Consider the following 25,450-nt stretch of genomic DNA (forward strand, 5'->3'; position numbering starts at 1 on the left):
CTATGGCGACATCCACCCAACCGAGCGCACAGGAACTCGCGACGCTGGTCCATCTGGCGACCCTCACCCATTTGGAGGCGCAGATCCGTGTCGCGAAGACCGTCCAGGAACTGCAGTTTATCTCCGTCAATGAGACCCGCCGGCTGGTTCCCTATGAACAGGCCTATCTGCTGAGTCATGCCGGTGAAGCGGCCGGCGTCTCCCGAGTGATCTGTGCGTCCAGCGTGGCCGTGGTGGAACGCGATGCGCCGATGATGCGCTGGTTGGAAGAGATGGCTCAGGCTCTGAGGCACGCACTCCCGGGGGATGAACCCGTTACCGTCACGGAGGAAATGTGCCCCGACTCCTGCCGCGAGGGATGGCGGGAGCATGTCAGGGGCCATGTCCTCTGGTGTCCGCTGAAACACCCGGATGAAACGGTGTTGGGGTTCTGGTGGCTCGAGCGGGACTATCCCTGGGAGGAGAATGATCGGGCGATTATGCACCGGCTTGCGGGGAGCTTCGCCTATGCCTGGAAAGCCGTGGCGATGCGCCATCGAACCTGGTCCACGAGGATCAAAACGCCCTCGGTGTGGTTGATGGCTGCAGCGGTTGTCGGGGCGCTGTGTCTGCCGGTTCGCGTGTCGACCGTTGCGCCGGTGAAAGTGATGGCGAAGGAGCCGACGATTGTGAGCGCGCCGATGGACGGCGTGATTGCCGAGGTCCTGGTGCCGCCGAATACGGTGGTCACGCAATATCGGCTGCTGTTCCGCTACGAAGACACGAACCTCCGCAATCAGTTTCGGGTCGCGGAGAAGCAATTGGCGGTGGCGCAGGCCGAACATGTCCAGGCGATTCAGGGCGGCTTTGCCGATCCGCAACGAAAGGCCGAGGTTCCGCTCAAAGCCGCCGAAGCGGCGTTAAAGGAGACGGAGCTGACCTATGCCCAGGAGATGCTGGCGCAGGTGGAAGTCCGTGCCCCGCAGGAAGGATTGCTGCTGTATAGCGACAAAGCCGACTGGGTCGGGAAGCCGGTCTCCGTCGGCGAGCGGATCATGGATATTGCCGATCCGCGTCGCATTGAGTTGCGAATCGATCTCCCCGTGAGCGACGCCCTCCTGTTACGGGACGGCGCCGATGTCGTAGCGTTCTTCGATGCACTCCCGCTGGAATCGTTTGGGGCGACCGTGAGTCGCGCGAGTTACCATGCGGAGGTGTTGCCCGGAGATATGTTGGCGTATCGGATCACGGCTGAATTGGCGACTGCCGATCCCCGTATCCGCATTGGCTGGCAAGGGTCGGCGAAGGTGTATGGAGAACAGGGCCCGTTGGCATTCTTGTTGTTCCGCCGTCCGCTCATGGCCTTGCGCCAACTGGTCGGAGTGTAGCCGATGGCCGGCCTGTCCTCAGTGTCCCCGCCCCAAGAACGCACCTTGCCTCCGCTGAGAAAGAACCTGCAGTTCCTCCGCGGCGCGCCCACACCGGAAGGGGTGCCGACCTGGACGATCGTCGATCCCGTTCGCAACAAATATTTCCAGATCGAGTGGCAGGTCTATCAGCTTCTCCAGCGCTGGTCCTGTGGCACGGTGGAAAAACTCGTCGCGGTGGTCCGGCGCGACACCACCTCCCGGATCCGGGCGGAAGACGTCGAAGACTTAGTGCGGTTCTTGTACGCCAACAGTCTGACGGAGCAATCGGCCAGCGGGCGGGTCAAGGACTACGTCGAGCAGGAAGTGGCACGCCATCAGGCCTGGTGGCAGTGGCTGTTGCATCACTATCTCTTCATCAAAATTCCGCTGATACATCCGCATCGTTTTCTGCACGCCACACTGCCCTTGGTGGCGCCGCTCTACACACCCATGGCGGCGTGGCTGTTCGGAATGATCGGTGCGACCGGGTTGTTCCTGGTGGGACAGCAATGGGACACCTTTTTGTCGACCTTCCTGCATTTTTTCACGTGGCAGGGGGCGCTGATGTACGGCGTGGTGTTGTGTGTCGTCAAGGTCGTGCATGAATTGGGGCATGCCTATACCGCAACGCGATTCGGATGCCGGGTACCCACGATCGGTGTAGCCTTGATGGTGATGATGCCGGTGCTCTATTCGGACATCAGCGACGCCTATCGGCTGAGTTCGAGGCGGAAACGTCTGTGGATCGCCGGAGCCGGGGTCGTGGCCGAACTGGGACTTGCTGCGGTCGCGACCTTGGTGTGGGGCTTCCTGCCGGATGGGGCCATCCGGAGCGTCGTCTTCGTGGCGGCGACGACCAGCTGGGTGATGAGCCTGGCGGTCAACCTCAACCCATTTATGAGGTTTGACGGCTACTATCTTCTGGCCGATGGACTGGGAATTCCGAATCTCCAGGACCGGGCCTTCGCCTTCGGGCAATGGCGGATTCGTGAACTGTTGTTTGCGCCAGGCGCGCCTCCGCCCGAAGCGGTCGGGCTGTCCAACAGGCGGATCCTGATCGCTTATGCCTGGGGTATCTGGCTGTATCGGCTTGTCCTGTTCACCGGGATTGCGCTGGCCGTCTATCACTATTTTTTTAAAGTGCTCGGCCTCCTGCTGTTTCTGGTCGAAATCGTCTTCTTTATCGGTCTGCCGATCTGGCGGGAACTGACGAGCTGGTGGAGTCGCCGTGCTGCCTATGCATCGACGGGCCGGTTTGCCGTCACGATGACGGTCGTCGCCGCGATGCTGTTGCTTGCCTGTCTTCCATGGTCCAGCCGTGTCGCGATCCCAGGGGTGCTGCAGGCAGGGTCCTATGCAACCATCTATCCTCCGGCGCCGGGGCGGATTGCATCGGTGTCGGTGCATGCAGGGCAGTCCGTACGAGCGGGTGACACCGTGCTCGTACTCGAAAACCCGCTATTAGCCAAGGAGGCCCGGTTGGCCCGGACCCAGGTCGAGCTCTTGGATTTCAGGCTGCAACGTCAGGCCGGATACGCAGAGGATCGTCTCCAAGGTCAGGTTCTTGCCGAGTCGTTACGATCGAAACTCGTCGAGCTGGACGGAGTTGCCGAGAAGCAGCAGCGCCTCGTCCTGCAGGCGCCCATCGATGGCGTGGTGGTTGATCAGGCCGATTCGCTCTATCCCGGCCGATGGATCAATGAGAAGCTGGCGGTCGCGTACGTAGTGAACTCTCGAACGGCCATAGTTACGGCCCTTGCGCCGGTTGAGGATCTAGGTGTGCTGGCAGTCGGACAGGAAGCGCTCTTCATCCCAAACGATGTGACGCGTCAGACCACTCGCGCCCGGGTCACCGAAATTCGGGACGTGGACGAACAGGATCTTTCCGTTCCCTACCTGGCATCAATCTATGGGGGTGCCGTGCCCGTACGAAAAGATTCGCATGGTCGATTGCAGGCGGAGCAATCGGTCTATCGCGTAGAACTTGAAGTGCTGGACGAGGTTGTGCGGGCGGATCAGGTCGTGACCGGGCTCATCCACGTCGCCGGGACGCCTCAGAGCCTGGTTGCACGGATGTGGGACCGAGTCGTGGCGGTCATGATCCGGGAGAGCGGGCTCTGAGCAGGAGCGCTGGAATAACTCACCGATAGAGGATCAAGTTCGCCGCGACGATCACTCATTTGGGCTGAGGCAACGAGTATGTTCGATTTTATCAAAAAGTATCTGCGCAGGAATGGTGAGCCATCAGAGCGGCCATCGTCCCTCGCGACTCCGTCTGCCTTCAAGCAATCTCTCCTATCCCTCGAGCAACGATTGATGTTTGACGCGGCGGCCGCGGCGACCGCGGCCGAGGTGCAATCCGAACAGGTGGCTCAAGATCAGGCCGAGGCGGCGGTCTCCTCGGAGGGGACTGCCGAGAGTACGACTCCTGAGCAGCAGGAATCTCAGGAGCTACTCCACGCGATTGGTTCCTACAGTCCCGGCGAATCCTCGACAGAAGTGGTCTTCGTCGACCCCACGGTTCCGGATTATGAATCTCTGCTCGCGGGCATGGGGCCCAATGTAGAGGTCGTTGTCCTGGATGCCTCCCGAGACGGGGTCGAGCAGATCGCCGAGTCGTTAACCGGGCGATCAGGCATCGACGCCATTCATCTGATTTCGCACGGCGACGCTGGAACATTGCAGTTGGGCACCGGCACGTTGAATGCCGAATCGATGTCGACTCATTACGCGGACGAGTTCACAACGATTCAGCAGACCCTGTCGGAGCAGGCTGACATTCTGGTGTACGGCTGTAATTTTGCCGAGGGTGAGGTGGGCCAGGCGGCTGTGGCCCGGCTGGCTGAACTGACCGGAGCCGACGTGGCCGCGAGCAGCGACAGAACCGGCCACATCGATTTGGGCGGCGATTGGAAATTCGAAACCCAGGTTGGATCGATCGAAACCGACCTCGCGATCACCGATGCCGCGCAGATGGACTGGAAGGGGATCCTGACGACCGAGACTGTCGGCGACCAATTCTCCTCAAGTTCCTACGACAATCACGATGGGACTCAGAAGTGGGCCTCAGATTGGACCGAAACCGATGCCGGCGGCGGTGGGGCAAGCGGCGGGGATGTGCATGTCGCTTCATCACAACTGAGGATCGACGCCGGTTCCGTGGGAGACCAAGCTTCGCGGCAGGTTGATCTGTCAGGAACGAGCGGCGCAATCCTCACATTCGATTACACCAACTCGTTGTCCGGCTCCGATCAAATCGAGATTCGCGTGTCAGCCGACGGAAAGACGTATACCACGCTCACCGACGGCGTCTTCTCCCCTAAGTCGAATGCCGGAAGCGGCACCGTCAAGCTCGACATTTCCGGTTATGCCTCCGCGAGTACGACGATCCAATTCATTGTCACTGGGGTGGGCGGGGGCGATCGCCTGTATGTCGATAACGTGCAGGTCGGCTATGACACCGGCGCCGCGAACAGTGCGCCGGCGATCAGCAGCAACGGCGGCGGAACGACGGCGTCGGTCACGGTCGGGGAGAACAGCACGGTCGTCACGACCGTCACGGCTACTGACGTTGATGCAGGGCACACCCTAGGCTATTCGATCGCCGGTGGAGCGGACGCAGCTCGATTCACTATCCACAACAGCACGGGTCAGCTGAGTTTTGTCTCGGCGCCCAGCTATGAAGCCCCGGCGGACAGCGGCGGGAATAACGTGTACGACGTCACGGTGCAGGTGTCTGACGGCCAGGGCGGCACGGATACCCAAGCCCTCGCCGTGACAGTGGCAAACGTCAATGAGGCACCGACAGACCTGGCCTTGTCGGCGAACACGGTGGCGGAGCACGCGGCCAACGGGACCGTCGTCGGCACCGTGAGCGGCAGCGATGTGGATATGGGCGATACGAAGACGTACTCACTGACCGACAACGCCGGCGGACGCTTTGCCATCAACAGCAGCGCGGGCCAGATCACCGTCGCCAACCGATCGCTCATCAATTACGAGAGAGCCACCAGCCACAATCTGACGGTGCGGGTGACGGACAGCGGCGGGCTGACCTATGACGAGACCTTCACCATCAACGTGACGGATGTGAATGAAGCGGCTCCCAGGATCACCAGCAATGGCGGGGGGGCCACAGCCCTCATCAATATTGCGGAGAATGCCACGGCGGTCACCAGGGTCACTGCCTCCGACGCCGATACCAGGCAAACCCTGGCCTACTCGATTGTCGGTGGGGCCGATGCCGCCAAGTTTACGATCAACAGTAGCACCGGTGCCTTGTCGTTTGTGTCCGCCCCGAACTACGAGGCGCCGACCGATAGCGGCGGTAACAACGTCTACGATGTGACGGTCCAAGTGTCAGACGGAAGCGGCGGCGTGGACTCTCAGGCCATCAGCGTGACCGTAACTGCTGTGAACGAGAGGCCGACGGACCTGAGTCTGTCGGCGAACACGGTGGCGGAGCACGCGGCCAATGGGACCGTGGTGGGGACGGTGAGCGGGAGCGACCCCGACGCCGGCGACACGAAGAGCTACAGCTTGACCAATACGGCGGGGGGGCGGTTTGCGATCAACCGGACGACCGGCGCCCTCACGGTCGCCAACAGTACCTTGCTGAACTACGAAGCGGCGACGAGCCATGCCGTGACCGTCCGGGTGACCGATCGGGGCGGGCTGACCTACGACGAGACGTTCACGATCAACCTGACGAACGTGAACGAGGCCCCCAGCGGGACCAATGCGACCGTCACGATCACCGAAGATACGGCGCACATCCTCACGGCGGCCAATTTCGGGTTCAGCGATGTGGACGCCGGCGATGCGCTGAGTGCGGTGCGGATCGACACGTTGCCGACGGCCGGGACTCTGACCCTGTCGGGCACGGCGGTGACGGCGGGCCAGGTGATCACGCCGGCGGACCTCGCGGCGGGCCAGCTGGTCTTTACCCCGGCGGCCAACGCCAACGGGACCGGCTATGCCCGCGTGACCTTCTCGGTCCGCGACAGCACCAATCTGTACGACCCGACGCCCAATACGCTCACGGTCAATGTCACCGCCGTCAATGACCGGCCGACGGACCTGAGCCTGTCGGCCAACACGGTAGCAGAGCATGCCGCCAATGGGACCGTGGTGGGCACGGTGACCGGGAGCGACCCCGACGCCGGTGACACGAAGAGCTACAGCTTGACCAATACGGCAGGGGGGCGGTTTGCGATCAACCGGACGACCGGCGCCCTCACGGTCGCCAACAATACCTTGCTGAACTACGAAGCGGCGACGAGCCATGCCGTGACCGTCCGGGTGACCGATCGGGGCGGCCTGACCTACGACGAGACGTTCACGATCAACCTGACGAACGTGAACGAGGCCCCCACCGGGACCAATGCGACCGTCACGATCACCGAAGATACGTCGCACGTCCTCACGGCGGCGAATTTCGGGTTCAGCGATGTGGATGCCGGGGATGCGCTGAGTGCGGTGCGGATCGACACGCTGCCGACGGCCGGGACTCTGACACTCTCGGGCACGGCGGTGACGGCGGGCCAGGTGATCATGACGGCGGACCTCGCGGCGGGCCAGCTGGTCTTTACCCCGGCGGCCGACGCCAACGGGACCGGCTATGCCCGCATGACCTTCTCGGTGCGCGACAGCACCAATCTGTACGACCCGACGCCCAATACGCTCACGGTCAATGTCACCGCCGTCAATGACCGGCCCGTGATCACCGCCAACAGTGGGAGCAGCGTGGCCGAAGGGGGCACCGACACGATTACGAGCGCAGAGCTTGCGGCGGTGGACGTGGACAACTCTGCCGCCCAGCTCAGATTCTCTGTCGGGACCGGTCCTGCCCATGGTCGTCTGGAGTTGACGACCAGGCCGGGGGCGGCGCTGGCGACTTTTACGCAGGCCGATCTCGCGGCCAACCGCCTGGTCTATCGTCACGATGGATCGGAAACGTTGAGCGATCGCTTTACGTTTACGGTGAGCGACGGGGCGGGAGGTTCGGTGGGCACGACCACAATGACGCTCACGATCACTCCGGTGAACGATGCGCCGACCATCATCAGCAATGGAGGAACGGCGGCCGCCTCGATCCATGTTGCGGAACATGTGACCGGCATTACGGTCGTAACCGGCGCCGATGTGGATCTCCCTGTGCAGGCCTTGATCTACTCAATCAGCGGCGGAGCGGATCAGGCGCAGTTTACGATCGACGCCTCGACCGGTGCGCTGAGTTTCGTGGCTCCTCCTGATTTTGAAGCGGCCGCCGACGCCAATGGCGACAATGTGTATATCGTGCAGGTCCGTGTCACCGACAGCCAGGGCGGCACGGCGATGCAAACCATTCAGGTGAGGGTGACGGATGGGGCGGAGGTACGCCCCTCCGGCCCGGCGCTTCCTCCCTCCCTCATTCCGATGCCTTCGGCACAGGCGGGCACATCCGTTCAGGCTCATGACGAACCACTGTCGTTTACAACGCGACAGGAGTCGGTGAATGCGGTGTCCATGAATGGGACTGATCTCGCCGGGACGATGAGCCGCTATACCGGCAGCATGCCGCCGCGCGTCGCGCCCCATTCAGGTGATGTTCATCATGAGGAAGAGCCACCTGTCGCGTCACGACCCGTTCAGTCGGATGACAGGGAGCCTTGGAACTCATCCCCGATCTCATCTACGGATGCGATCGAGGCGGGCAGGGATGGCGATTCGGGGCCGCAGCCCTCGGCGAATGAACTGGTACTGAATAAATTGGATGAAGTGATCCTGTCGTTGCGGGAGGCGGTCGCGGTGGACCGTGAGCCGCAGTCGTTGATGGCTCAGGTGACTGCGTTGGCGGGGACGACTCTCTCTGTGGGATTTGTGCTGTGGGCCGTTCGCAAAGGAAGGCTCTTGGCCGGTTGCTGCGCGACCATTCCTACATTGTCGGCAGAAGGGCCTGGTCGGGGTCAACACCTTCGCCCACAGCTCTTGACGCCAACGTCTTCTCCGTCGCACGGCCCCGTGAACATTCCCTAGCCGACTTCTCCAACCTGACGTCCCACACAACGGATACAACGCTATACTGCAACTTGGGCCTTGACCATAGGATCCGTGGTTTGATGAAAAAACCGCTGAGTGTAGAAATAGACGCGAACTTGTCTTAGAAGTTTCTTTGGCTGACCCACTGGCAGTTAGGATTCTTGCCGATCTCCTCTTATTTCCGCTGCCATTCCTAGACTCTCACAGAATTCGTCGAGGGCCTTAAGGAACTCGCTCGATAATGCGTCACGAAGTACTATGTCCCTTTCATTAACAGCCCAGCCGATGCATGGTCCTTTTGTGATGGGGTAGGGGAAATTAAAGTCCTTTTCGCTGTATTTTTCGCTAGCTTTCAGTTTTGCTAGAGGCATTCTTATTCTTGCAAACATCCTCTTCGCTTGTATGAGCCGAGGATGTCCTGTTGCTGCTGCAAGCGTTCTGAGTATTTCATAGGCTCCCAATACCCATAAATACGAATGGGTGAGAATATCGTCTAGCTCAAGGGGTTGTTCAGGAATCTGGCGGAGTCGATTTATCCAAAAGGCCGTATCCTTCTTAACAATTTCCAACTCAAACCGAGCGAGTTTTTGAATCGTCATCACACAGCCCATCTGTTCGGGAGCGTTACGAGGAAAAAGATTCGCCAATTTATGGCTGATACGGACCCATTTCGATTGTTGCTCGAAGAGCTGTGAGTGAACCACGGATAGCAGGAAATTCAATACTTCTTTTTCTGCTTGTAACCAATGCTCTAGGCTGTTGCCGTGGTGACGACCACTTTTCTCAAAAATATTGTGGGCACGTTCGGCGATTAGCCGCTCAATTTGAGATGCCCGACCCTGCAACGTTTCCCATTCAGCCTTCCAATCATTCATGAGCAGCAGTTTATACGATCTGTGCTAGACGATACTTCAGAGGAGAGCGCCACGGCACCCCTGGTGTACCCTGCCAATGTTTGGATCAGAGCAGCTGAGTCCTAACCACTGGAAAGTTTGGTGGCGGCGACCCGGATTGAACGGGTGACCCGCGGCTTATGAGTTGATTAAGTAGATGTGCTACAGCTGTGGTTTCGGCATGAATGCCCTCCTATCCGCGCCCTTCGTACCCGCTTCGTAACCAGAAATACGGCTCGGCAGCCCCCCTTCGGGGGCTACCCCTGGGACGATGGTTGGGACGGTCGCCCATTCGGGTACCGGTACTGTGTCATCCGGTCTTATCGCAAGCTCGAGGGTGCAGCCTTCATTGCAATGGGCACGTGCCGACGCACGGAAGGCTCCAGCCGTTCCTACTCAGGAATACGTCTGCGGGATTTATCTTGAGGGGTCCATTCGCAGGGTCGGGGCACTCGGCCTGCCCCGTCGGGCAATCTTTGAATAGGAAGTCAAACGCCTCCGTCGATGGACTGTTGCATTGGGTATCATAGCATTTGTCCCCGATCCAGGCGGGGCCACAGTCGAAATTATTACTCACGGGATAGTTGATGGCACGGTTCGGATAACCCCCACCCATTTGAAAATAGCAGCCCCTAAGATCATTCCTTATCAGCGGAACGACGATATGCCATCGCGTCGGAGATAGGGTCTGCCACAACCACACTGCATAGCTCATTTCCCCGGCGGTACGCATCGCCTTTTGCTGCTCATCGGTTGGCGCAGTGCCTACGATGGGCGCGGCAAACGCTTTCAATTGTGACCAATCGGTGACGAGCCGGTCGTGAGTATCATTGTTGCCGTTCAGCGCCGTGTTGTACATGATCGCGAGCTTGCCTTTCACTTCTCCGACCGCCAGGTTCGGGTCCGAAGGAAAGCCACCGTGCTTACCAATATAGTTAGAGACTTGATTAAAGACATTTGAAAACACTGGCGGGAGACCAACCACCGACCCACCGATGGCCAATCCGACCCCGAGGAACAACTGCGTCAGATTTGCGGCTATTTGGTCGGCAGGGTCCACGTTCTGCAATTTTGCGGAGACTGAATCGACATCGAAATCCGTCTCTGCAAAGATTTGCGTCAGCAGCGTCTGGCTGCCCGTGGGACCCAGTAACCAATCATTGGCGGTTTGGACGTAGCTCAGCTCGGTCTTGATTTGTCCCACGACCGGGGTCCAGTTGGCAGCGGTGCATGTCGATGGAGGCGACAACGCGCGCAAGTTCCCTTGCAGGGTCGCAATAATACTGGAATCCGTCAGTTCGTCGTAGTGGCTGCGGAGGTCTGTGCCATATGTGCCCGGCGACGTGCTGATATTCGTGCTGAGGTACTGATAGCAGGCATTCTGATCTCCGGGAAACGGCGGGAAACTGGACTGTGCGGCGCGAGCGTGCCCGCCAAGCACGGTCGCAAGCATCATCATCCCTGGGAGCAGCAGCTTACGTGTCCAGGCGTTGCCTTGACGTGCGCGCATCAGCATGTTTTAAAGCCCCCTTTTTAGAGCGGGAAGATACAACGATCCCGGTTAGCTGCTAGCGCAACGTATAAGAACGAAAGATCCTTTTTGCGAGAGCAAGTATGGGAGATGGACCCGAGGTAGTCAAATACGCGAGACGTCGGTCTAGGATCGGATCTTGGAGCGATTCATCGGTCCGACACGCCCGCGTGTGGGGCGGTTTACCGGGCTACTGTCAGGTGGCCGCCTGACTGACATATTACGGCGGCATGCCAATGGGCAATGCAATCTCTCTTAAATTGGAAACAGTCATTCTCAGTGAGGGAAAGCTGACATTGCGTTGCATTGCATCGCAAATGATGGTTCCGAGATGACGCGGGACACACTGCGCACTCTGCAAATCAGATGGAAGAGCAGCTGAGTCCTAAACCGCTGGAAAATTTGGTGGCGGTGACCCGGATTGAACGGGTGACCCGCGGCTTATGAGTCCGCTGCTCTACCAACTGAGCTACACCGCCACTGGAGGATGCGTGACCGGTCGAAGTGAACCGCAATAATAGCCGAAGAGGAGTTGAGGTGTCTACCGACTTGCTGATGAAAACTCAGGGCCGAGTTGGAGTGCTCGCGGTATAGCGGGACCTTCCAGGACTTGATTTGCTTTCAAGCGATCTGCAATATACGATCTCTTTCCAACTTTGCAGGTAGGGGACAATGCAAGCACGAGCTGCGGACTCCGGGCAGGGTGATCAAGGTAGTCCTGCAGTCCGGGGGGCGCGTGTGCGTGCTTGTGGGGGGTGGCTTCCTGTCGCCGGGTTGTTCGTGCTCAGCGGTTTTTTCAGTTCGGCCCTGTTTCAGGATGGGCTTGCCGCTCATAAGAAAACCCCGTCCCACCGCCATCGATCCTCTTCCATTCCCCAGATCATTCCGCAGAAGACAGGCCCGGGCTCGCAGGCCGGCGAGGCTGAAGGGCTGTATTATGCCGGGGTCGCGCTGCATGCGAAGGGAAATTACGAGCAGGCGGTGGAGAAGTTCAGATCCGCGCTTCAGAAGCGAAACGATTTCCCCGAGGCTCGGCACGCCATGGGGCTCGCGCTCGCGGCACAGGGTGCGCTGGACGAGGCCATCAACGAATATCGGGCCGCCTTGGACGCCCAACCGGAATTTGCCGCGATTCATAACAATCTGGGCGTGGCGCTGAGCGAGAAGGGGCAGCTCGATGAGGCGATTGCAGCCTATCGGCATGCCATTCGTTTGCAGCCGGGCAACGCCGCCCCTCATCACAATCTCGCGCTCGCCCTGGAGGCCAAGAACGATCTGGATGGCGCGGTCGGCGGATATCGGGAGAGTCTTCGATTGCAGCCGGACAATGCCACCGCTCACAACAACCTGGGCCTCGTGCTGCAGAAAAAAGGTCTGCTCGATGAGGCGATCGGGGAGTATCGAGCCGCATTGCGGCTTCAAGCCGGTGCGTCGGCCGCATTGTACAGTGTGAACCTCAGCGCCGCCTTGCTGGCAAAGGGAGAGGTCGACGGCGCGATCGGCGCCGGCCGCACGGCCATTCGTCTGCAACCGGAGAATGGCGACGCCCACTACAACCTGGGTTTGGCGCTGAAGGCGAAGGGGGAAGTCGAAGGGGCGTTGGCGGCCTTTCGCGAGGTGTTGAAGCTCGATCCCGGGCAAGGCGCGGTGCATTACGACGTGGGGCAGCTCCTCGAACGAGCCGGCGAGAGTGGCGCGGCGATTGCGGAGTATCGCGCCATGTTAACCTACCGGCCGACGCACGGCCCCGCGCAAGAGGCCTTAGCCGTCCTGTTGCAGAAAAACGGCGATCTCGATGGGGCAATTGCGGCCTACCGTGCGGCGTTGCAGACGGCGCCGAAGAGTATTGCCGCCCACAACAACCTCGGCGTCGCGCTCTTAACCAAAGGCCGGGTTGACGAGGCCTTGGCGGCCTTCCGCACGGCAACGGACTTGCAACCCGCCGATCCGATCGCCTACTACAACCTGGGCGAGGCATTCAGTGCCCAACAGCAGCGCGGCGCGGCGATTCAGTCCTACCGCAGTTACGTCAAGCTGGCCGAGGCGCAGCCGGATCACCGAGAGAAGGTCGAAGCGGTGCGAAAGCAGCTCGCGGAATTGGAGCGATAGAACCCCGGTGGTCTTTCGTCAGGTCTCCTCGCCGTCCAGCAGCGCGCCCTCCGTTGTTCCTCCTCGTGCCGATGTCTCCTACAATGGCCTCCGCTCCTTCCGGCGATACGGCAGTGCTGCGGCGCTTTTTCTCCTCTGTGTCATGTCGGTCGGGTGTTTGTCTCCCATCGCGCTCCATCAAGCCGTACTGGAATATGATCGTGCCGTGGGGAGGGTCGAAGCTGAAATGCTCCTGCTCAATATCGCCCGCTCCCGTCATTTTCTCCCGCAGCATTTTACCGGCGTCTCCAGCGTGGCGGCGACGTTCGAATTCCAGGCCAATGCCGGATTGACGAAGACCTTCGCGTTGCCCGGTCCGGATTCACTCGGACTTACACTCGGCGGCAGCATTGCCGAACGTCCGACGATGACGATCGTGCCGATTCAAGGCGAGGAGTTTACGAGCCGCATCCTGACCCCGTTCGACGAAAGCCGCGTGACCTTCATGTTTCAGCAGGGTGTCGAGCCGGCGATCATTCTTCGTCTCATGGCGAGCGGGATCCAGGCCAGCGGGTATGGCGAGTCGGCGTTTTACCGCAATATGCCCTATTTCGAAGACGAGTACCGGGAGTTTCGGCGGCGTGTCATGCATTTGTCTGCATTGAATCTTGAACGAGAGCTGCAAGTGACGCCGCTGATTTTCGAGCAAACCGTCTCGCTACCTTTGTCGGCGCGTTCGGGGTCCGGGGATCTGGTCAGAGGCCTGGATAAAATTCTCGATGCGATGGAACGGGGGTATGCGATCGGCGGTGTCACTGACGAACCCTCCATCACCGTTCGACGGCGTGTCACGGGGCGGACGGTGATTACGAACTACGATCCCATGCAACTGCCGAACGAGGAGCGCCGTCTTCTCCACGAGGAGGCGCAGCGGTATCCGCGCAACTACATTCTGATCGATATCCGGCCCGACGGTCCCGGCGGGGAGTATCCATTGCACGGGTTTCTGGTCATCAGAAGTTTCAACAAGATCATGCGGTTCCTTGCCAACGGCATCGCGGCGGACCGGGAATTCCCTGTCAACCCGGACGATCGCACGGGTGAAGTGGCGCTGAACCCTGTGCAGACGATGAATATCGTGGAATCGGAATCACGCCCGGATGCCGCCGCCTTCGCCGTCAAGTTTGAGAACCGCTGGTATTCGATCGCCAAGGCGTCCCATGAGGACGGCACGTTGGACCCCTGGAATTTGGGTACGTTTCGGGTGTTGGCCCAGCTGTATCAAATGACCGTGACCGACATCTCTAAAACCCCCACACCGGCCATCACCATCGCTAAATAGACATCCCTGCGGGCGGCGTGAAAGGGATTGTGGTCTCCGCCGGAAGTGTCAGCCCGGCAGCTCGTCCCCGGGGCGTCCCTGCCACCCGGGCCCGTGTGCTTGTTACCAAGCCGATCCCGGCACCGACGCAATTCAGCGGCCTGGAATGAAGTGCGGCCCCTCTTGTCAGGGGCTGCATCCGATAATTCGAAAGGAGATCCTCAATGACGATAAGCGGCGTATCCCTGCAGACTGCCCTTCCCTGGCTCCTGAGTATTTCCGCAACCGTGGGAATCGCCCTGTTGCGGGTCGGATTGGTGTTCGTGATCGGGTATATCGCGATTCGATTCGCCCGTTTGGGGTTGCAACAACTTGAACGGGTGATGCTCCTCACCAGTGACGCCAAGGATCAACAGTCCGGAACGGCTCACAAACGCGCCGCGACGCTGACTGGAATTCTCAGGACCATCGCACTCACGGCGATTTGGGCGATTGTCATCATCGAATCACTGCAGGTGGTGGGGTTGGACATTGCGCCGATTCTGGCCGGTGCCGGTATCCTCGGTCTGGCCGTGGGCTTCGGTGCACAGAATCTGGTGCGCGATCTGATCAGCGGATTCTTCATCATCCTTGAAGATCAGATCCGGTTGGGAGATGTGGCCGTGATCAATGGAACCGGCGGACAGGTTGAGACCATCACGTTCAGAACGATTTCCTTGAGGGACTTTTCCGGCGTGGTCCACGTGTTTCCCAACGGCGGCATCAACACCCTGTCCAATATGAGCAAGGACTGGTCGGCCTTCGTGCTGGACATGGGAGTGGCCTATAAAGAGGATACGGATCGGGTGGTGGCGGTGATGCAGGCGGTCGGTGAAGAATTGCGCCACGACGAGGAACTTGGCTCGCTGATGATCGAGCCGATTGAAGTGGTGGGTGTTGAAAATTTTGCCGATAGTGCCGTAACGATTCGCGCGCGCATCAAGACACAGCCGCTCGAACAGTGGAAGGTCGGACGTGAATACCGGCGACGGCTCAAGAAGGCCTTCGACGCGCAGGGTATCGAGATTCCGTTCCCGCATCAGACTTTGTGTATGGGAGAGGCCAGTCCGCCGTTCAAAGTAGAGGTGGTTGCAGGTCTGGGGCTTCAGAAGGTCTAGCAGAATGCGGAAACAGTCCGGTTGAGTCCGATGGCCCTGCTTACCAGGAGCATGAACCAGGCGTCTCCGTGGTTGTCCGGGCAACCGGTGGCCGGCCGCTGTTAGGCCGCCCGGCGAGTCTGCCGCTCAGGCACGATGTCGCTGTGAGTGGGGGAAGCGGCAGACGAGGCGGAGATCAGTTTTCTCCGTTCCGAGTCACTCTCTAATCCCATGGCCCAGGCCAATAACCAAATAAGTGTCACAATTGTGACGAGACCAATGATCGTAACCATGTGGCACCTCACGGCTGAATACTACAGAAGCCGCACCGGCCGTATTCTGTCTCGATACGGCCAGCCGGCTGCTGAGTGACGTCTCTCGAACTCACCGGGCGATGCGTGCTCTTCGCTCACGTCATGTGCTGGTTGCGACGATAGTCTTCTAAGCGCCGGCGAATGATCCCCTCCGACAGCGTGGGATAGTACCCTTTGAGGGCTTGCCGCCCGGTGGTCGCGGCAGTGGTGTCCCGGTGATGCCGGAACTCTCTCAACCGTTGTTCAATTCGCTGTTTCGCCGCAGCAGAGAACGCCTCGGCCAATTCCCACACGCTGGTATGTCCGTCGAGCCTGGTCTGTCGTTCGGCATAGAGCACCGTGGCGAGCATGGCAAGGAGATCTTCACCGACGGATTCGATTTTGTTCTGCAGACGCTGCTCGTCCTTAAATGAGGCCTGGAATCGCAGCAAGGCGTAGAAAATTGCTCGCGCCAGCCGCCGGCTGGTTCGTTCCACATAGAGGGCCGCCGGCCGTACCTGGGGGTGGGTGATTTCTCGACGGTCCGGCAGAGGCCGTTTTCGCCATTGCCGGAGGTACCAGGGCAGGTAGAAGCGCATGAGCGTCATCGCCTGCCGGGCTTGTTCGAGTATGGAAAGACCATCTGCATAGAAGCGCTTGGCACGATCCAGATGAGGGCTCAAGCCTTCGCGGACCACGAAGGGGCGCAAGATATCGGTGGCGCCTTCGCCGATTCGATACATCTCCGCATCGCGAACGAGTTGTTCGATGCCGAAGGCGGCTTCCCCGCGCGCGTGCTTGGAGTCGGCGGTTTCGTACCCCATCCCTCCGAAAATCGTTTGCGCGTCACGGATGAACCGGATCGTGTGTTCCGAACAGAAAATCTTGGCGACCGCGGCTTCGATGCGAATGTCGTAGCGGTGCTGATCGGCCAGGCGCCAGACGAGCAGCGCCAGTGCCTCCATGGCGAACAGGTGGCCGGCCATGTCTCCGATCCGGATCTGCTGCGTCTGCCGCTCTGCCAACGGCTTCTGAAACGTGACCCTGCTATTGGCTCGATCCAAGGTCGGTTGCCAGGCCTGTTTGGCCATGCCCAGGCAGATGGCGGGAATGCTGATGCCGCGTCCCACGTTCAGAATCGTCAAAGCATACTTGAGCCCCTTTCCGATGTCGCCGATCACATGTTCGATCGGTACCTGCACATTCTTCAAGGCGATATGGGCGTTCTCAATCCCGCGACAGCCTTCAAACTGACAGCGTTGACGCACCAGCACGCCTGGTGTCGCCATGTCCAAAATAAAGGCCGTGTGAACGTGATCGTCCGCCCGCTGCCCCTGCGGTGCCGGAATCCATTCGACCTTTCCCTCACACTCCACCCGAAGAGCCGGCACGCGGGCGACGAGCGTGAGGTACCGGGCAATCGGCCCGTTCGTACACCAGAGTTTTTCGCCGTTCACCAGAAAATGGGTGCCGGAGGAATCGAGGACCGCCTCGGTTCGCACGTTGGCCGCATCCGAACCGGTCATCGGTTCGGTGAGGGCAAAGGCCGAAAGGGCCTCCTTCGCGACCAGCGGGAGATATTTTTTCTTCTGGTCTGCGTTTCCGAAGAGGAGGATCGGCATGGCGATGCCGATGGACTGCGGCACTGCCACCGTGAGCGCCAGAATGTTGCTCCAGCTGGCGATCAACGTCAGGACCCGGCCGTAGTTCGTATAGGACAAGCCGAGCCCGCCATATTCTTTGGGAATTTTCATGCCGAAGGCCCCGAGCTTGAACAGCCCCTGGATGACGCGTTCGGGAATTTTTGCCTCGCGTTCGATTTCTTGCGGGTCCACCTCGTGGATTAGAAAGTGTTCGACCTGTTTGCAGAAGGCCTCGCCGGCGGTTTTCTCTTCCGGCGGTTCGGGAGGTGTCAGCAAGAGGTTGAAGTCCGGCCGGCCGTCATAGAGACCGGCCAGGAAACTCTTTCCGGTGAAGCGCTCGCGGGCTTCTTCGATCCGTTCAAAACCTGTAAAGAGGGTGCTCATGTGGTACCTCACCCGATCTGCTCAAGCAGGATCTTTGAATTGTCTGTCACGATATTGGGCCAGGGTGCCCGCCAACCTGGATTTCAGTTCCAGGCGCTTGGGTTTCCCGGTGGAGGTGTAGGGCACCTCCGTACCCATCACCAGCACTTTCGGTTGTTTGGCAAACGGCAACCGTCCTCGGCAATGGTCGCGGATGTCGACCTCTGTCGGGGGCGATGCCGGGTCTTTCGGCACGATATAGGCGGCGATTTCCTCGCCGTAGTAGCGATTCTCGAAGGGGAGGGCCATGGCGAACTGCACGGCCGGGTGTCCCTTCAACACGTCGTCGATTTCCAACGGGGAAATATTGACACCGCCGCGGACGATGAGTTCTTTCAACCGGCCTGAAATGAAAAAAAACGGGCGTCCCCGGTCGTCGGCGATGCAAAAGCCTTCGTCGCCTGAACGGAACCAACCCCATTGAAAGGCGGCTTCGTTGGCGTCGTCCCGTTTGAAATAGCCGGCGCAGACTGTGCGCCCGCGGATGCAGATCTCCCCGCGTGCCTGCTCAGCAACCGCCTTCCCGGATTCGTCGAGAATGGCCATCTCGTTGTGACGCAGGGCCGTTCCGATCGAGGGGAAATCAAAATCTGTGAGCCAGTGACGATGTTCTTCCCCTGTGAGGTCGTTCGGGAGGAAACAGGAATAGCAGGTTGTTTCAGACAGACCGTATCCATGGCGGATGGGGAATCCAAAACGCTCTTCGAAGCGCAAGGCCGTGTCCTTCAGCAGCGGTCCGGCGCCGCAGATCACACCACCAAAGCGATCCAGGCGATAGGCGGCGAGGTCTTCGTCGGCATCCAGAAGAAACTCAAGCAATGTGGGGACCACGCTGACACTGGTCGCCTGCTCATCGTGGAGCCGCCGCCAGAAGCTGCCGGTCTTGAACTTCCGGTTCAAGACGACGCTCCCCTTACAATAAAACGGAGTCATCAGAGTGACGACGATGCCGTTGACATGGTGGACGGGCAGGACGCACATCAAACGATCGGTGAGACCGAATCCATGCCGGTCGGCGATGGCATCCGCATCGATCAGAAGATTGGCCACCGTCAAGATGACGCCTTTCGGCGGCCCGGTTGTCCCGGATGTGTAAATGATCAAGGCAGGATCGTCGAGTCGGGAGGTGCCCGGGGCAAAGCGGGCTCCAACGGCGTGGCTGTTTTTTCGGCTCTTTCCCCTGGTCTCCTTCCCGTCAAGGATGCCACCGTCCCCCAGGGCGACCACTTCGCGCAAGGCCGGCAGCATGGACTGAAGGGCGTTGAGTTCCTCGTAGACATCCTGCCAGCAGAGGGCGACCGAGGCCTCCGAATGTTCGAGGATATACCGCTTCTTCTCGGGTGTTTCTTCGACATTGATCGGCACGACGGCGACTCCCAAGGTCCAGGCTGCGAAGTAGGTCAGCGCCGTCAGATCATGGTTGAACAGCACGGTGGCGATCCGGTCGCCGCGGGTCAGGCCGAACTTCGCATGAAACATCTCCGCCATCCGTTCGACGATCGTGCCGAATTCCGCATAGCTGTAGGTTCGGCGCAGGTTCCGGTCGTCGTCGCAATAGGTCAGGAAATTCCTGGTGACGAGTCGCGGGTCGTACAGGCGCGATCGGAAGAACTCGACGAACGAGGTCCAGTGGAGTTCCGAGGCACATCCCGGCGCCTCGCGGGCCTGTTCGATCCGGTCATGGACGTCGGTCAAGAGGCTCATAGGTCCTCGGTGCCGGCCCTGTGTAGAGGGCTCGTGGTCTGATCAGCCGGTTATGTTCCTGCTGCTCCATTACATGTGCGCACCAGCCGGTGATGCGGGAACAGACGAACAACGGTGTGGACAGTTCACGCGGGATGCCCATCAACAGGTAGGCCACGGCCGTATAGAAGTCGAGATTGGGGTGGAGTCCTTTTTCCTCCCGCATGATGCGGTGGAGGGTGGAGGCGATGTCGTACCAACTGTGGTCGCCGCAGAGGTGGCTGAGCCGTTCGGCGTGGCGCTGGATGATGGCTGATCGTGCGTCGCCTTGCCGAAGCACGCGATGCCCGAATCCCATCACTCGCCGTTTCTGCGCGAGCGCCTCTCGCACCCAGGTCTCGGCTCGCTCAGGGCTGCCGATTTCGATGAGCATCGACGCCACCGCTTCGTTGGCGCCTCCATGGAGCGGTCCTTTCAACGTCGCAACGGCCGCCGTGATCGCGCCATGCAGATCGGTGAGGGTTGAGGCGGTGACGCGAGCGGCAAACGTGGAGGCGTTAAATTCATGCTCCGCGTACAGGATGAGCGACACGTTCAGCGCCTGGGCCATGGCCGTGCCGGTTTCACCGTCCTTGTGGCCTGCCACCAGGTGCAGCAGGTGCTGCGCAAAATCTCGACTCTCGTCCTGTCTCGGCGGGAGTATTCCGGACATGACTCGATAACTATGCGCGATCAGCAGCGGGATCTGGCTCAGCAGTCGCATGGATTTGCGGAGATTGGCCTCATGCGATCCATCCTGCGCGTCAGGATCGCTGAGCCCCAGCAGGGAAATGCCGGTTCGTAACACGTCCATCGGGTGCAGGCCCGGCTGCAGGCTGTCTATAAAACGTTGCACCGGGTCAGGGAGGACTCGATGGCCTCTCAGCAGTGTGGAAAAACTATCCAGTTCGCTCCGGGTGGGGAGATGACCGATCAGCAGCAAATAGGCGACTTCCTCAAAGCGGCTCCATTTTGCTAGATCGCCGATGGCATACCCCCGATAACGAAGTCCTGCCTCTCCTTCATCCACCTGACAGAGGGCCGATTCTCCCGCGATCACCCCTTCAAGTCCGGGGCTATAGAGGGGGCGCTCCGTGGTTTTCGTTCCGGGCTGTTCTTGTATCGCCTGGTTCATAGGGCCTCCCTGTCTGGTTCTGCCCATGCTCGTATCGAAGCAGACTATAGAGCTCCTGTCGCGTCATCATGTGATCGAGCCAAGCCCGTTGAGAGCCGAAGAATCTGAGTTCTCGCAGCAGCTTCTCAACAGCAAGGGCTGCGACCCGGAGCGTGCTGACGGGAAATAACACGCCGCGATATCCCAACGTCTCGAATTCGTCCACGCTCAAGTAAGGTGTCTTGCCGAACTCCGTCATGTTGGCGATCAAGGGCAGGTGGACGCCTGCCCGGTTCATTTCCAACGCAAAGGTGTGGAATTCGTTCGCGGAGAGCAGGGCCTCGGGGAAGAGCGCGTCGGCGCCTGCGTTGGCATAGGCAACGCCTCGCTGAATGGCAGCCTGCAGCCCATCGACCGCCCGTGCGTCCGTGCGCGCCACAAGGACGAAATCCCGATCGCATTTCGCCTCCACGGCTGCGGTGATTTTGGCAACCATGTCAGCCGTTGGAATCAGTCGCTTCCCTGACAGATGGCCGCATTTTTTCGCCTCTTCCTGATCTTCGATCTGCATGCCTGCCAATCCGGCCCGCTCAAATTCCTGAACGGCCTCCCGCACAACCGAAGGCGGCCCATAGCCGGTGTCCGCATCGACGATGGTGGGAAGCGCCACCGACCGGGCAATCGCCGAGGCTTCCCTCGTCATGTCCGTCAAGCTGATCAATCCGATATCGGGCATGCCATGGGCCGCCGAGATGGCGGCTCCCGACACATACACGATCTCGAATCCGGCGCGCTCGATCTGCATGGCCGTCAGGGCATTACAGGCGCCGGGGATGGCCACTGTCCTGCCGGCCAGCAGCTCACGCAGGCGTTGTGCTTTTGACGGCGTGGAGTGGTTACGCATCACGATGGGGCACCCTCAACAGAGGCATCAGTGTGGCGATGTCTTTTTCTCGTTCCAATGTCCACACGAAACCGATGAGCTTCTCGACCTGCGCGAGACCGATTCGTCTCGATGCGAGCCGGCGCAGTTTGTCCTCCACATCCTGGTCCGACATGGGATTGCCGGGATGGCCCAGGGGGACGTCCACATGCCTCATGTACACCGTTCCCGTCGTCGTCCTCAGCGTGAGGCGGGTCGGCATCGCTCCCGGGTAACGGCCCGCGAATTCCGGCTGCGGGACGACACGCACCTTCTTCATGAGCTCGTGCAGCGCAGCATCTCGTAGCCGGTGAGGGTCGAATGAATGCAACGTGACGCGACCATCCAGCAACGCCACCGCGACACAATAGGGGAAGCTGTGATCGGCCGTTTCGCGCGTCGTCGGGTGCCACTTCTCCGGATCGCGCCCGATAATTTCGATCGCGACATCGTAACTGCCGATTTCAATCTCGCTCAGACGCTGGATTGCATCGGCCCCCTCCGCCTTGATCACCTCCGCTCGCAGGGCCAGCGCCGCTTCGACCGCAGTCTGGGCATGGTATTCCACCGGGAAATGTTTGATGTAGGAATCGAGAATCTTGAACGAAGCCAGGGTGTCGTCGGGAGCCCGCTCTCCACCCAGTCTCGACAGCTCGAATGGTCCGGACACCAGCTTCATGAAGCCCTTTTCGCCTTCAAAGATGGGGGCGGGGCCTGTCATGCCTCGTTGGGCCAGGATGGCCGCGAATAGGCCGTTGCGTGCGGCATTCGAGAACGCACAGGCTTTCCACATGGACATTTCACCGACTCTGGTTTGCCGGAGTGCCACGTTCGCCACGGCGGCCAGGTTGATGGCCTGCGTGGTCTGCGCCTCCGTGAGTTTCAGCGTTTTGGCGGCGCCGAGCGCGGAGGAGATCGATCCATAGGTCACATGGTCCCATCCACGGGAGCGTAACGCGGCGGCGTCGCAGAGACGGCATTGGATTTCATAGGCCAAGGCGATGGCCTGGATGACCCGCTTGCCCGAAGCATGGGCTATTTCGCCGGCGGCGAGGATTGCGGCAAGGTTGTCCGAAGGATGGGCCGGCTCTTTTGAGAGATAGGTATCGTTGAAGTCGAGGTAGCGAACCAACGCGCCGTTGGCGAAGGCGGCCAGGTCCGGCAGGGTCTTGTGGGACGTCCCCCAGATTGTCGCACCACCGGGAACTTTGGCGGATTGTGCCACGTGACGCGCGATCCGGCAGGGGGTTGCCTTCCAGGCGCCGAAGGCACAGGCGGCGCTGTCGAGAATCCGTCGCTTGACCTCATGGACCACGTCGCCGGGCAGGTCGTCGTAACAAAGGGCCTGGGTATAACTCGCAAGACGATCCGCCAGCATGATGATCCTCTCGACAACAAGCCGTTCTGTCAGCCCGGTGTGTGTGCGAGATCCTGGAGCCGTTGCTGTTCGGCGATCATGGCGATCAGCTCCGGAATGCCCTCCCCCTTGACGGCCACGGTGCGCAGCACGTGCGGACACCACTCGCGTAGATCGCGTACTGCAGTATCGGCGCCTTCACGATCCCCTTTGTTGACGACCACGATATCCGCGACCTCCAGTAACCCTGCCTTCATGGCTTGCACGTCGTCGCCCAATCCCGGCGCGACCAGGGCAATGACGGTTCCCGCCACAGAGACGACCTCGATGTCGCTCTGGCCGACGCCGACCGTTTCGATCAGGATCACGTCATACGCGGCCGCTTCCAGGACTTGCAGCGCATCGCGAGTCGCCCGCGCGAGCCCACCGGACTGACCGCGGGTTGCCATGCTGCGTATGTAGACCCCCGCATCGTCCGCGTGCCGCTGCATCCTGATCCGGTCACCCAGCACCGCCCCGCCGGTAAGAGGGCTGCTGATATCCACGGCCAGGACGCCGACCGTTTTGCCGAGGCGGCGGTAGGCGGCGATGAGTTGATCGATCAACGTGCTCTTCCCCGTGCCGGGATAACCCGTGATGCCGATTACCATGGCGCGCTTCTCCGGTGGCGTCAGGCGTTTCAACACGACGGCTCCAACCGGCTCCTGGTTCTCAATCCAGGTGATCACGCGTGCCACAGCCCGGACCCCACCGGCCAGCACTTGCCTGGCCATGGTCTCGACATCCTCCCGTTTCGATAATCGACCGACGCACGCGTGATTCATGTCATTCCCGCCACGCAGGCTGTGGCTTTTCACGATGATGGAGTTGCGAAAGCCGTGAGTTCAGCGGATGCCGCACGGCGTCACCGAGTTGTTGCGCACAGGCGGCAACCAGCAGTTCATCCACCGGCACGTTGGCGCCGGAGGCCTTCAGCGCGAAGACCAGATCTTCCGTCGCGACATTTCCGGATGCGCCTGGGGCGTAGGGACAGCCGCCGAGGCCTCCGGCCGAAGCATCGAACGCCGTGATTCCATAATCCCACCAGGCCGTGAGAGCGTTGGCGACGGCCATGCCATAGGTGTCATGGAAATGAAGCGAGAGGCGAGCCGGCTCGACATGCGGCAGCACCGTATCGAGCAATCTCCGTATGTCCGTGGGCGAAGCCTTGCCGATCGTTTCGCCCAACGAGATGTCGTCGACCGCGAGGTCGAGCAGCCGTTCCATCACGTCCCGCACCTGCGCGGGTGCAATACGGCCTTCATAGGGACAGAACACGACCGTGGACAGGTAGGCTCTCACCGCCAAGCCGTCTCGTTTCGCTGCCGCCACAATCGGTCTGAAGCGCACGAGTGACTCCTGCACGGTCGCTTTGATGTTATGGCGGGTAAAGCTGTTCGAGGCAGCCGTGAAGACGGCGATCTTGTCGACGCCTGCCGCCCGCGCCCGTTCGAGGCCGCGTTCGTTCGGAACGAGGGCCGAATAGGTGACACCCGGGATGCGGTCGATGGCGCGGAGGACCTCATCGGAATCCGCAAGCTGCGGGATGGCCGCGGGTGACACGAAGGAGCTCGCTTCAATCTCAGCCACGCCGGTTCGTGACAGGGCATTGATCAACGAGATTTTGCGCAGGGTCGGCACGAATTCCGATTCGTGTTGCAGACCGTCGCGCGGAGACACCTCGGTAATCCGGACGGAGGCTTGCCGCAAGTTATGTAGGCCGGCTTGCAACATGGTGTTCCTTCGCTATCTCCCGTGCTGGCTGCTGTTCCTTGGCCCACTGTGGTGGCCGCTTCTCCGTAAAGGCGCGGAGCCCTTCAATCGCTTCGGAAGCAGCACGAGCGTTTGCGTTGGCCTCTGCGCAGGTCACCCCGCGCTCTTGATCGGGCAACGGGCGTATCCTCAGGATCAACCCTTTTGTTGCCCTGGTTGCGCGGGGAGCCAGCTGCCTGATGGCGTCAATGACTTCCGTGATGCGATCGTCTAGATCGTGTTGAGATACGACGTCATGCACGAGGCCGAATCGATGAGCCACCGATGTGGTGAATGTTTCGCCGGTCAGCGCATACCGTCGAAGAAACGATTCGCCTGCCTTGCGCAGGAGAAAGGGTGCGATGACCGCCGGAATCAAACCGAGCCTGGCCTCGCTGAGCGAAAACATCGCATCTTCCGCCGCGACGACGATATCGCAGACCGCCATTAATCCGAGCCCGCCTCCGAAGGCAGGCCCTTGCACCCGGGCGATGACCGGACAGGGAGATTCGTCGATGGCGCGATACATGCGGGTAAGGCGGTGGGCGTCATCTGTTGCCTGGGCATCCGAGACCGGAGACGTGGATTGCATCCATTGTATATCGGCCCCGGCGCAAAAAACCGGTCCGGCGCTGGATAGCAGTATTCCTCTCAGGGACGGCTCCTGAGCCGATTCGTCGAATGCCTGAGTCAGTTCACTTATCATCCGGCTGTCGAAGGCGTTGCGCCGTTCAGGCCTATCGAGCGTGATGCAGCGGATGTCGCCGCGTGATTCCATCGCCAAGGTCGTATATCGACGCATTCGTGC

General features: G+C 60.3%; 17 protein-coding genes and 1 tRNA gene. 6 read left to right on the top strand and 12 right to left on the bottom strand.

Going from position 1 to position 25,450, the window contains the following annotated elements:
- The first annotated feature begins 2 nt into the window (after positions 1 to 2).
- The 3 genes from NSND_RS19380 to NSND_RS19390 all read left to right on the top strand — a co-directional run bounded on the left by NSND_RS19380 (position 3) and on the right by NSND_RS19390 (position 8,405).
- Entirely contained in the window at positions 3 to 1,367 is a 1,365-nt protein-coding gene (locus NSND_RS19380) for an efflux RND transporter periplasmic adaptor subunit (protein WP_080880555.1), read from the top strand.
- 3 nt (positions 1,368 to 1,370) lie between these two features.
- On the top strand, positions 1,371 to 3,509 hold the full coding sequence (locus NSND_RS19385; protein ID WP_080880556.1) for a site-2 protease family protein: 2,139 nt from the start codon (positions 1,371 to 1,373) through the stop codon (positions 3,507 to 3,509).
- 78 nt (positions 3,510 to 3,587) lie between these two features.
- Positions 3,588 to 8,405 carry a DUF4347 domain-containing protein gene (locus NSND_RS19390; RefSeq protein ID WP_080880557.1) on the top strand — a complete coding sequence of 1,606 codons (4,818 nt, stop codon included), beginning with the start codon at positions 3,588 to 3,590 and terminating at the stop codon, positions 8,403 to 8,405.
- A gap of 155 nt (positions 8,406 to 8,560) precedes the next feature.
- Here NSND_RS19390 and NSND_RS19395 read toward each other — a convergent pair whose 3' ends face one another.
- From NSND_RS19395 to NSND_RS19405, 3 genes are all read right to left on the bottom strand, one after another.
- Positions 8,561 to 9,283: a DUF2934 domain-containing protein gene (locus NSND_RS19395; RefSeq protein ID WP_080880558.1), complete on the bottom strand. Its 723-nt coding sequence runs from the start codon at positions 9,281 to 9,283 to the stop codon at positions 8,561 to 8,563.
- A 364-nt stretch (positions 9,284 to 9,647) separates the two neighbouring features.
- Positions 9,648 to 10,817, bottom strand: coding sequence for a hypothetical protein (locus tag NSND_RS19400; RefSeq protein WP_080880559.1), 1,170 nt, complete (start codon positions 10,815 to 10,817; stop codon positions 9,648 to 9,650).
- A 418-nt stretch (positions 10,818 to 11,235) separates the two neighbouring features.
- A tRNA-Met gene (locus NSND_RS19405) sits at positions 11,236 to 11,311 on the bottom strand.
- A gap of 259 nt (positions 11,312 to 11,570) precedes the next feature.
- On the opposite strand from NSND_RS19405, the gene NSND_RS19410 reads away from it, so the two are divergent.
- The 3 genes from NSND_RS19410 (at position 11,571) to NSND_RS19420 (ending at position 15,398) form a co-directional block, all read left to right on the top strand.
- Positions 11,571 to 12,941: a tetratricopeptide repeat protein gene (locus tag NSND_RS19410; protein ID WP_159450900.1), complete on the top strand. Its 1,371-nt coding sequence runs from the start codon at positions 11,571 to 11,573 to the stop codon at positions 12,939 to 12,941.
- 7 nt (positions 12,942 to 12,948) lie between these two features.
- Positions 12,949 to 14,262 (top strand): hypothetical protein, encoded by a 1,314-nt coding sequence (locus tag NSND_RS19415; protein ID WP_080880561.1) that lies wholly within the window; start codon positions 12,949 to 12,951, stop codon positions 14,260 to 14,262.
- A 203-nt stretch (positions 14,263 to 14,465) separates the two neighbouring features.
- Entirely contained in the window at positions 14,466 to 15,398 is a 933-nt protein-coding gene (locus NSND_RS19420; RefSeq protein ID WP_235000315.1) for a mechanosensitive ion channel family protein, read from the top strand.
- 101 nt (positions 15,399 to 15,499) lie between these two features.
- Here the strand turns inward: NSND_RS19420 and NSND_RS21375 are convergent, their stop codons facing one another.
- The 9 genes from NSND_RS21375 to NSND_RS19460 form a co-directional block, all read right to left on the bottom strand.
- Positions 15,500 to 15,670, bottom strand: a complete 171-nt coding sequence (locus NSND_RS21375) for a hypothetical protein (RefSeq protein WP_159450901.1) — start codon at positions 15,668 to 15,670, stop codon at positions 15,500 to 15,502.
- A gap of 116 nt (positions 15,671 to 15,786) precedes the next feature.
- Positions 15,787 to 17,697 (bottom strand): acyl-CoA dehydrogenase family protein, encoded by a 1,911-nt coding sequence (locus NSND_RS19425; protein ID WP_080880562.1) that lies wholly within the window; start codon positions 17,695 to 17,697, stop codon positions 15,787 to 15,789.
- Between the two features lie 21 nt (positions 17,698 to 17,718).
- Positions 17,719 to 19,440, bottom strand: a complete 1,722-nt coding sequence (locus tag NSND_RS19430) for a class I adenylate-forming enzyme family protein (RefSeq protein ID WP_080880563.1) — start codon at positions 19,438 to 19,440, stop codon at positions 17,719 to 17,721.
- A complete protein-coding gene (locus tag NSND_RS19435) occupies positions 19,415 to 20,593 on the bottom strand; it encodes a citrate/2-methylcitrate synthase (RefSeq protein WP_080880564.1) in 1,179 nt (392 codons plus the stop codon). The genes NSND_RS19430 and NSND_RS19435 overlap by 26 nt, the downstream gene beginning before the upstream one ends.
- The gene (locus NSND_RS19440; RefSeq protein ID WP_080880565.1) at positions 20,535 to 21,476 is read right to left on the bottom strand and encodes an isocitrate lyase/PEP mutase family protein; all 942 of its coding nucleotides are present in this window, start codon (positions 21,474 to 21,476) and stop codon (positions 20,535 to 20,537) included. The genes NSND_RS19435 and NSND_RS19440 overlap by 59 nt, the downstream gene beginning before the upstream one ends.
- Positions 21,469 to 22,872, bottom strand: a complete 1,404-nt coding sequence (locus NSND_RS19445) for an MmgE/PrpD family protein (RefSeq protein WP_080880566.1) — start codon at positions 22,870 to 22,872, stop codon at positions 21,469 to 21,471. Before NSND_RS19445 ends, NSND_RS19440 begins: the two co-directional genes overlap by 8 nt.
- Before the next feature lie 29 nt (positions 22,873 to 22,901).
- Positions 22,902 to 23,624, bottom strand: a complete 723-nt coding sequence (meaB, locus tag NSND_RS19450; protein ID WP_235000316.1) for a methylmalonyl Co-A mutase-associated GTPase MeaB — start codon at positions 23,622 to 23,624, stop codon at positions 22,902 to 22,904.
- 52 nt (positions 23,625 to 23,676) lie between these two features.
- Positions 23,677 to 24,624 carry a hydroxymethylglutaryl-CoA lyase gene (locus NSND_RS19455; RefSeq protein WP_080880568.1) on the bottom strand — a complete coding sequence of 316 codons (948 nt, stop codon included), beginning with the start codon at positions 24,622 to 24,624 and terminating at the stop codon, positions 23,677 to 23,679.
- Positions 24,602 to 25,444 (bottom strand): enoyl-CoA hydratase-related protein, encoded by an 843-nt coding sequence (locus NSND_RS19460; RefSeq protein ID WP_080880569.1) that lies wholly within the window; start codon positions 25,442 to 25,444, stop codon positions 24,602 to 24,604. Before NSND_RS19460 ends, NSND_RS19455 begins: the two co-directional genes overlap by 23 nt.
- Positions 25,445 to 25,450: the final 6 nt, after the last annotated feature.

It is taken from the genome of Nitrospira sp. ND1, from assembly GCF_900170025.1.
Taxonomy (GTDB): Bacteria; Nitrospirota; Nitrospiria; order Nitrospirales; family Nitrospiraceae; genus Nitrospira_A.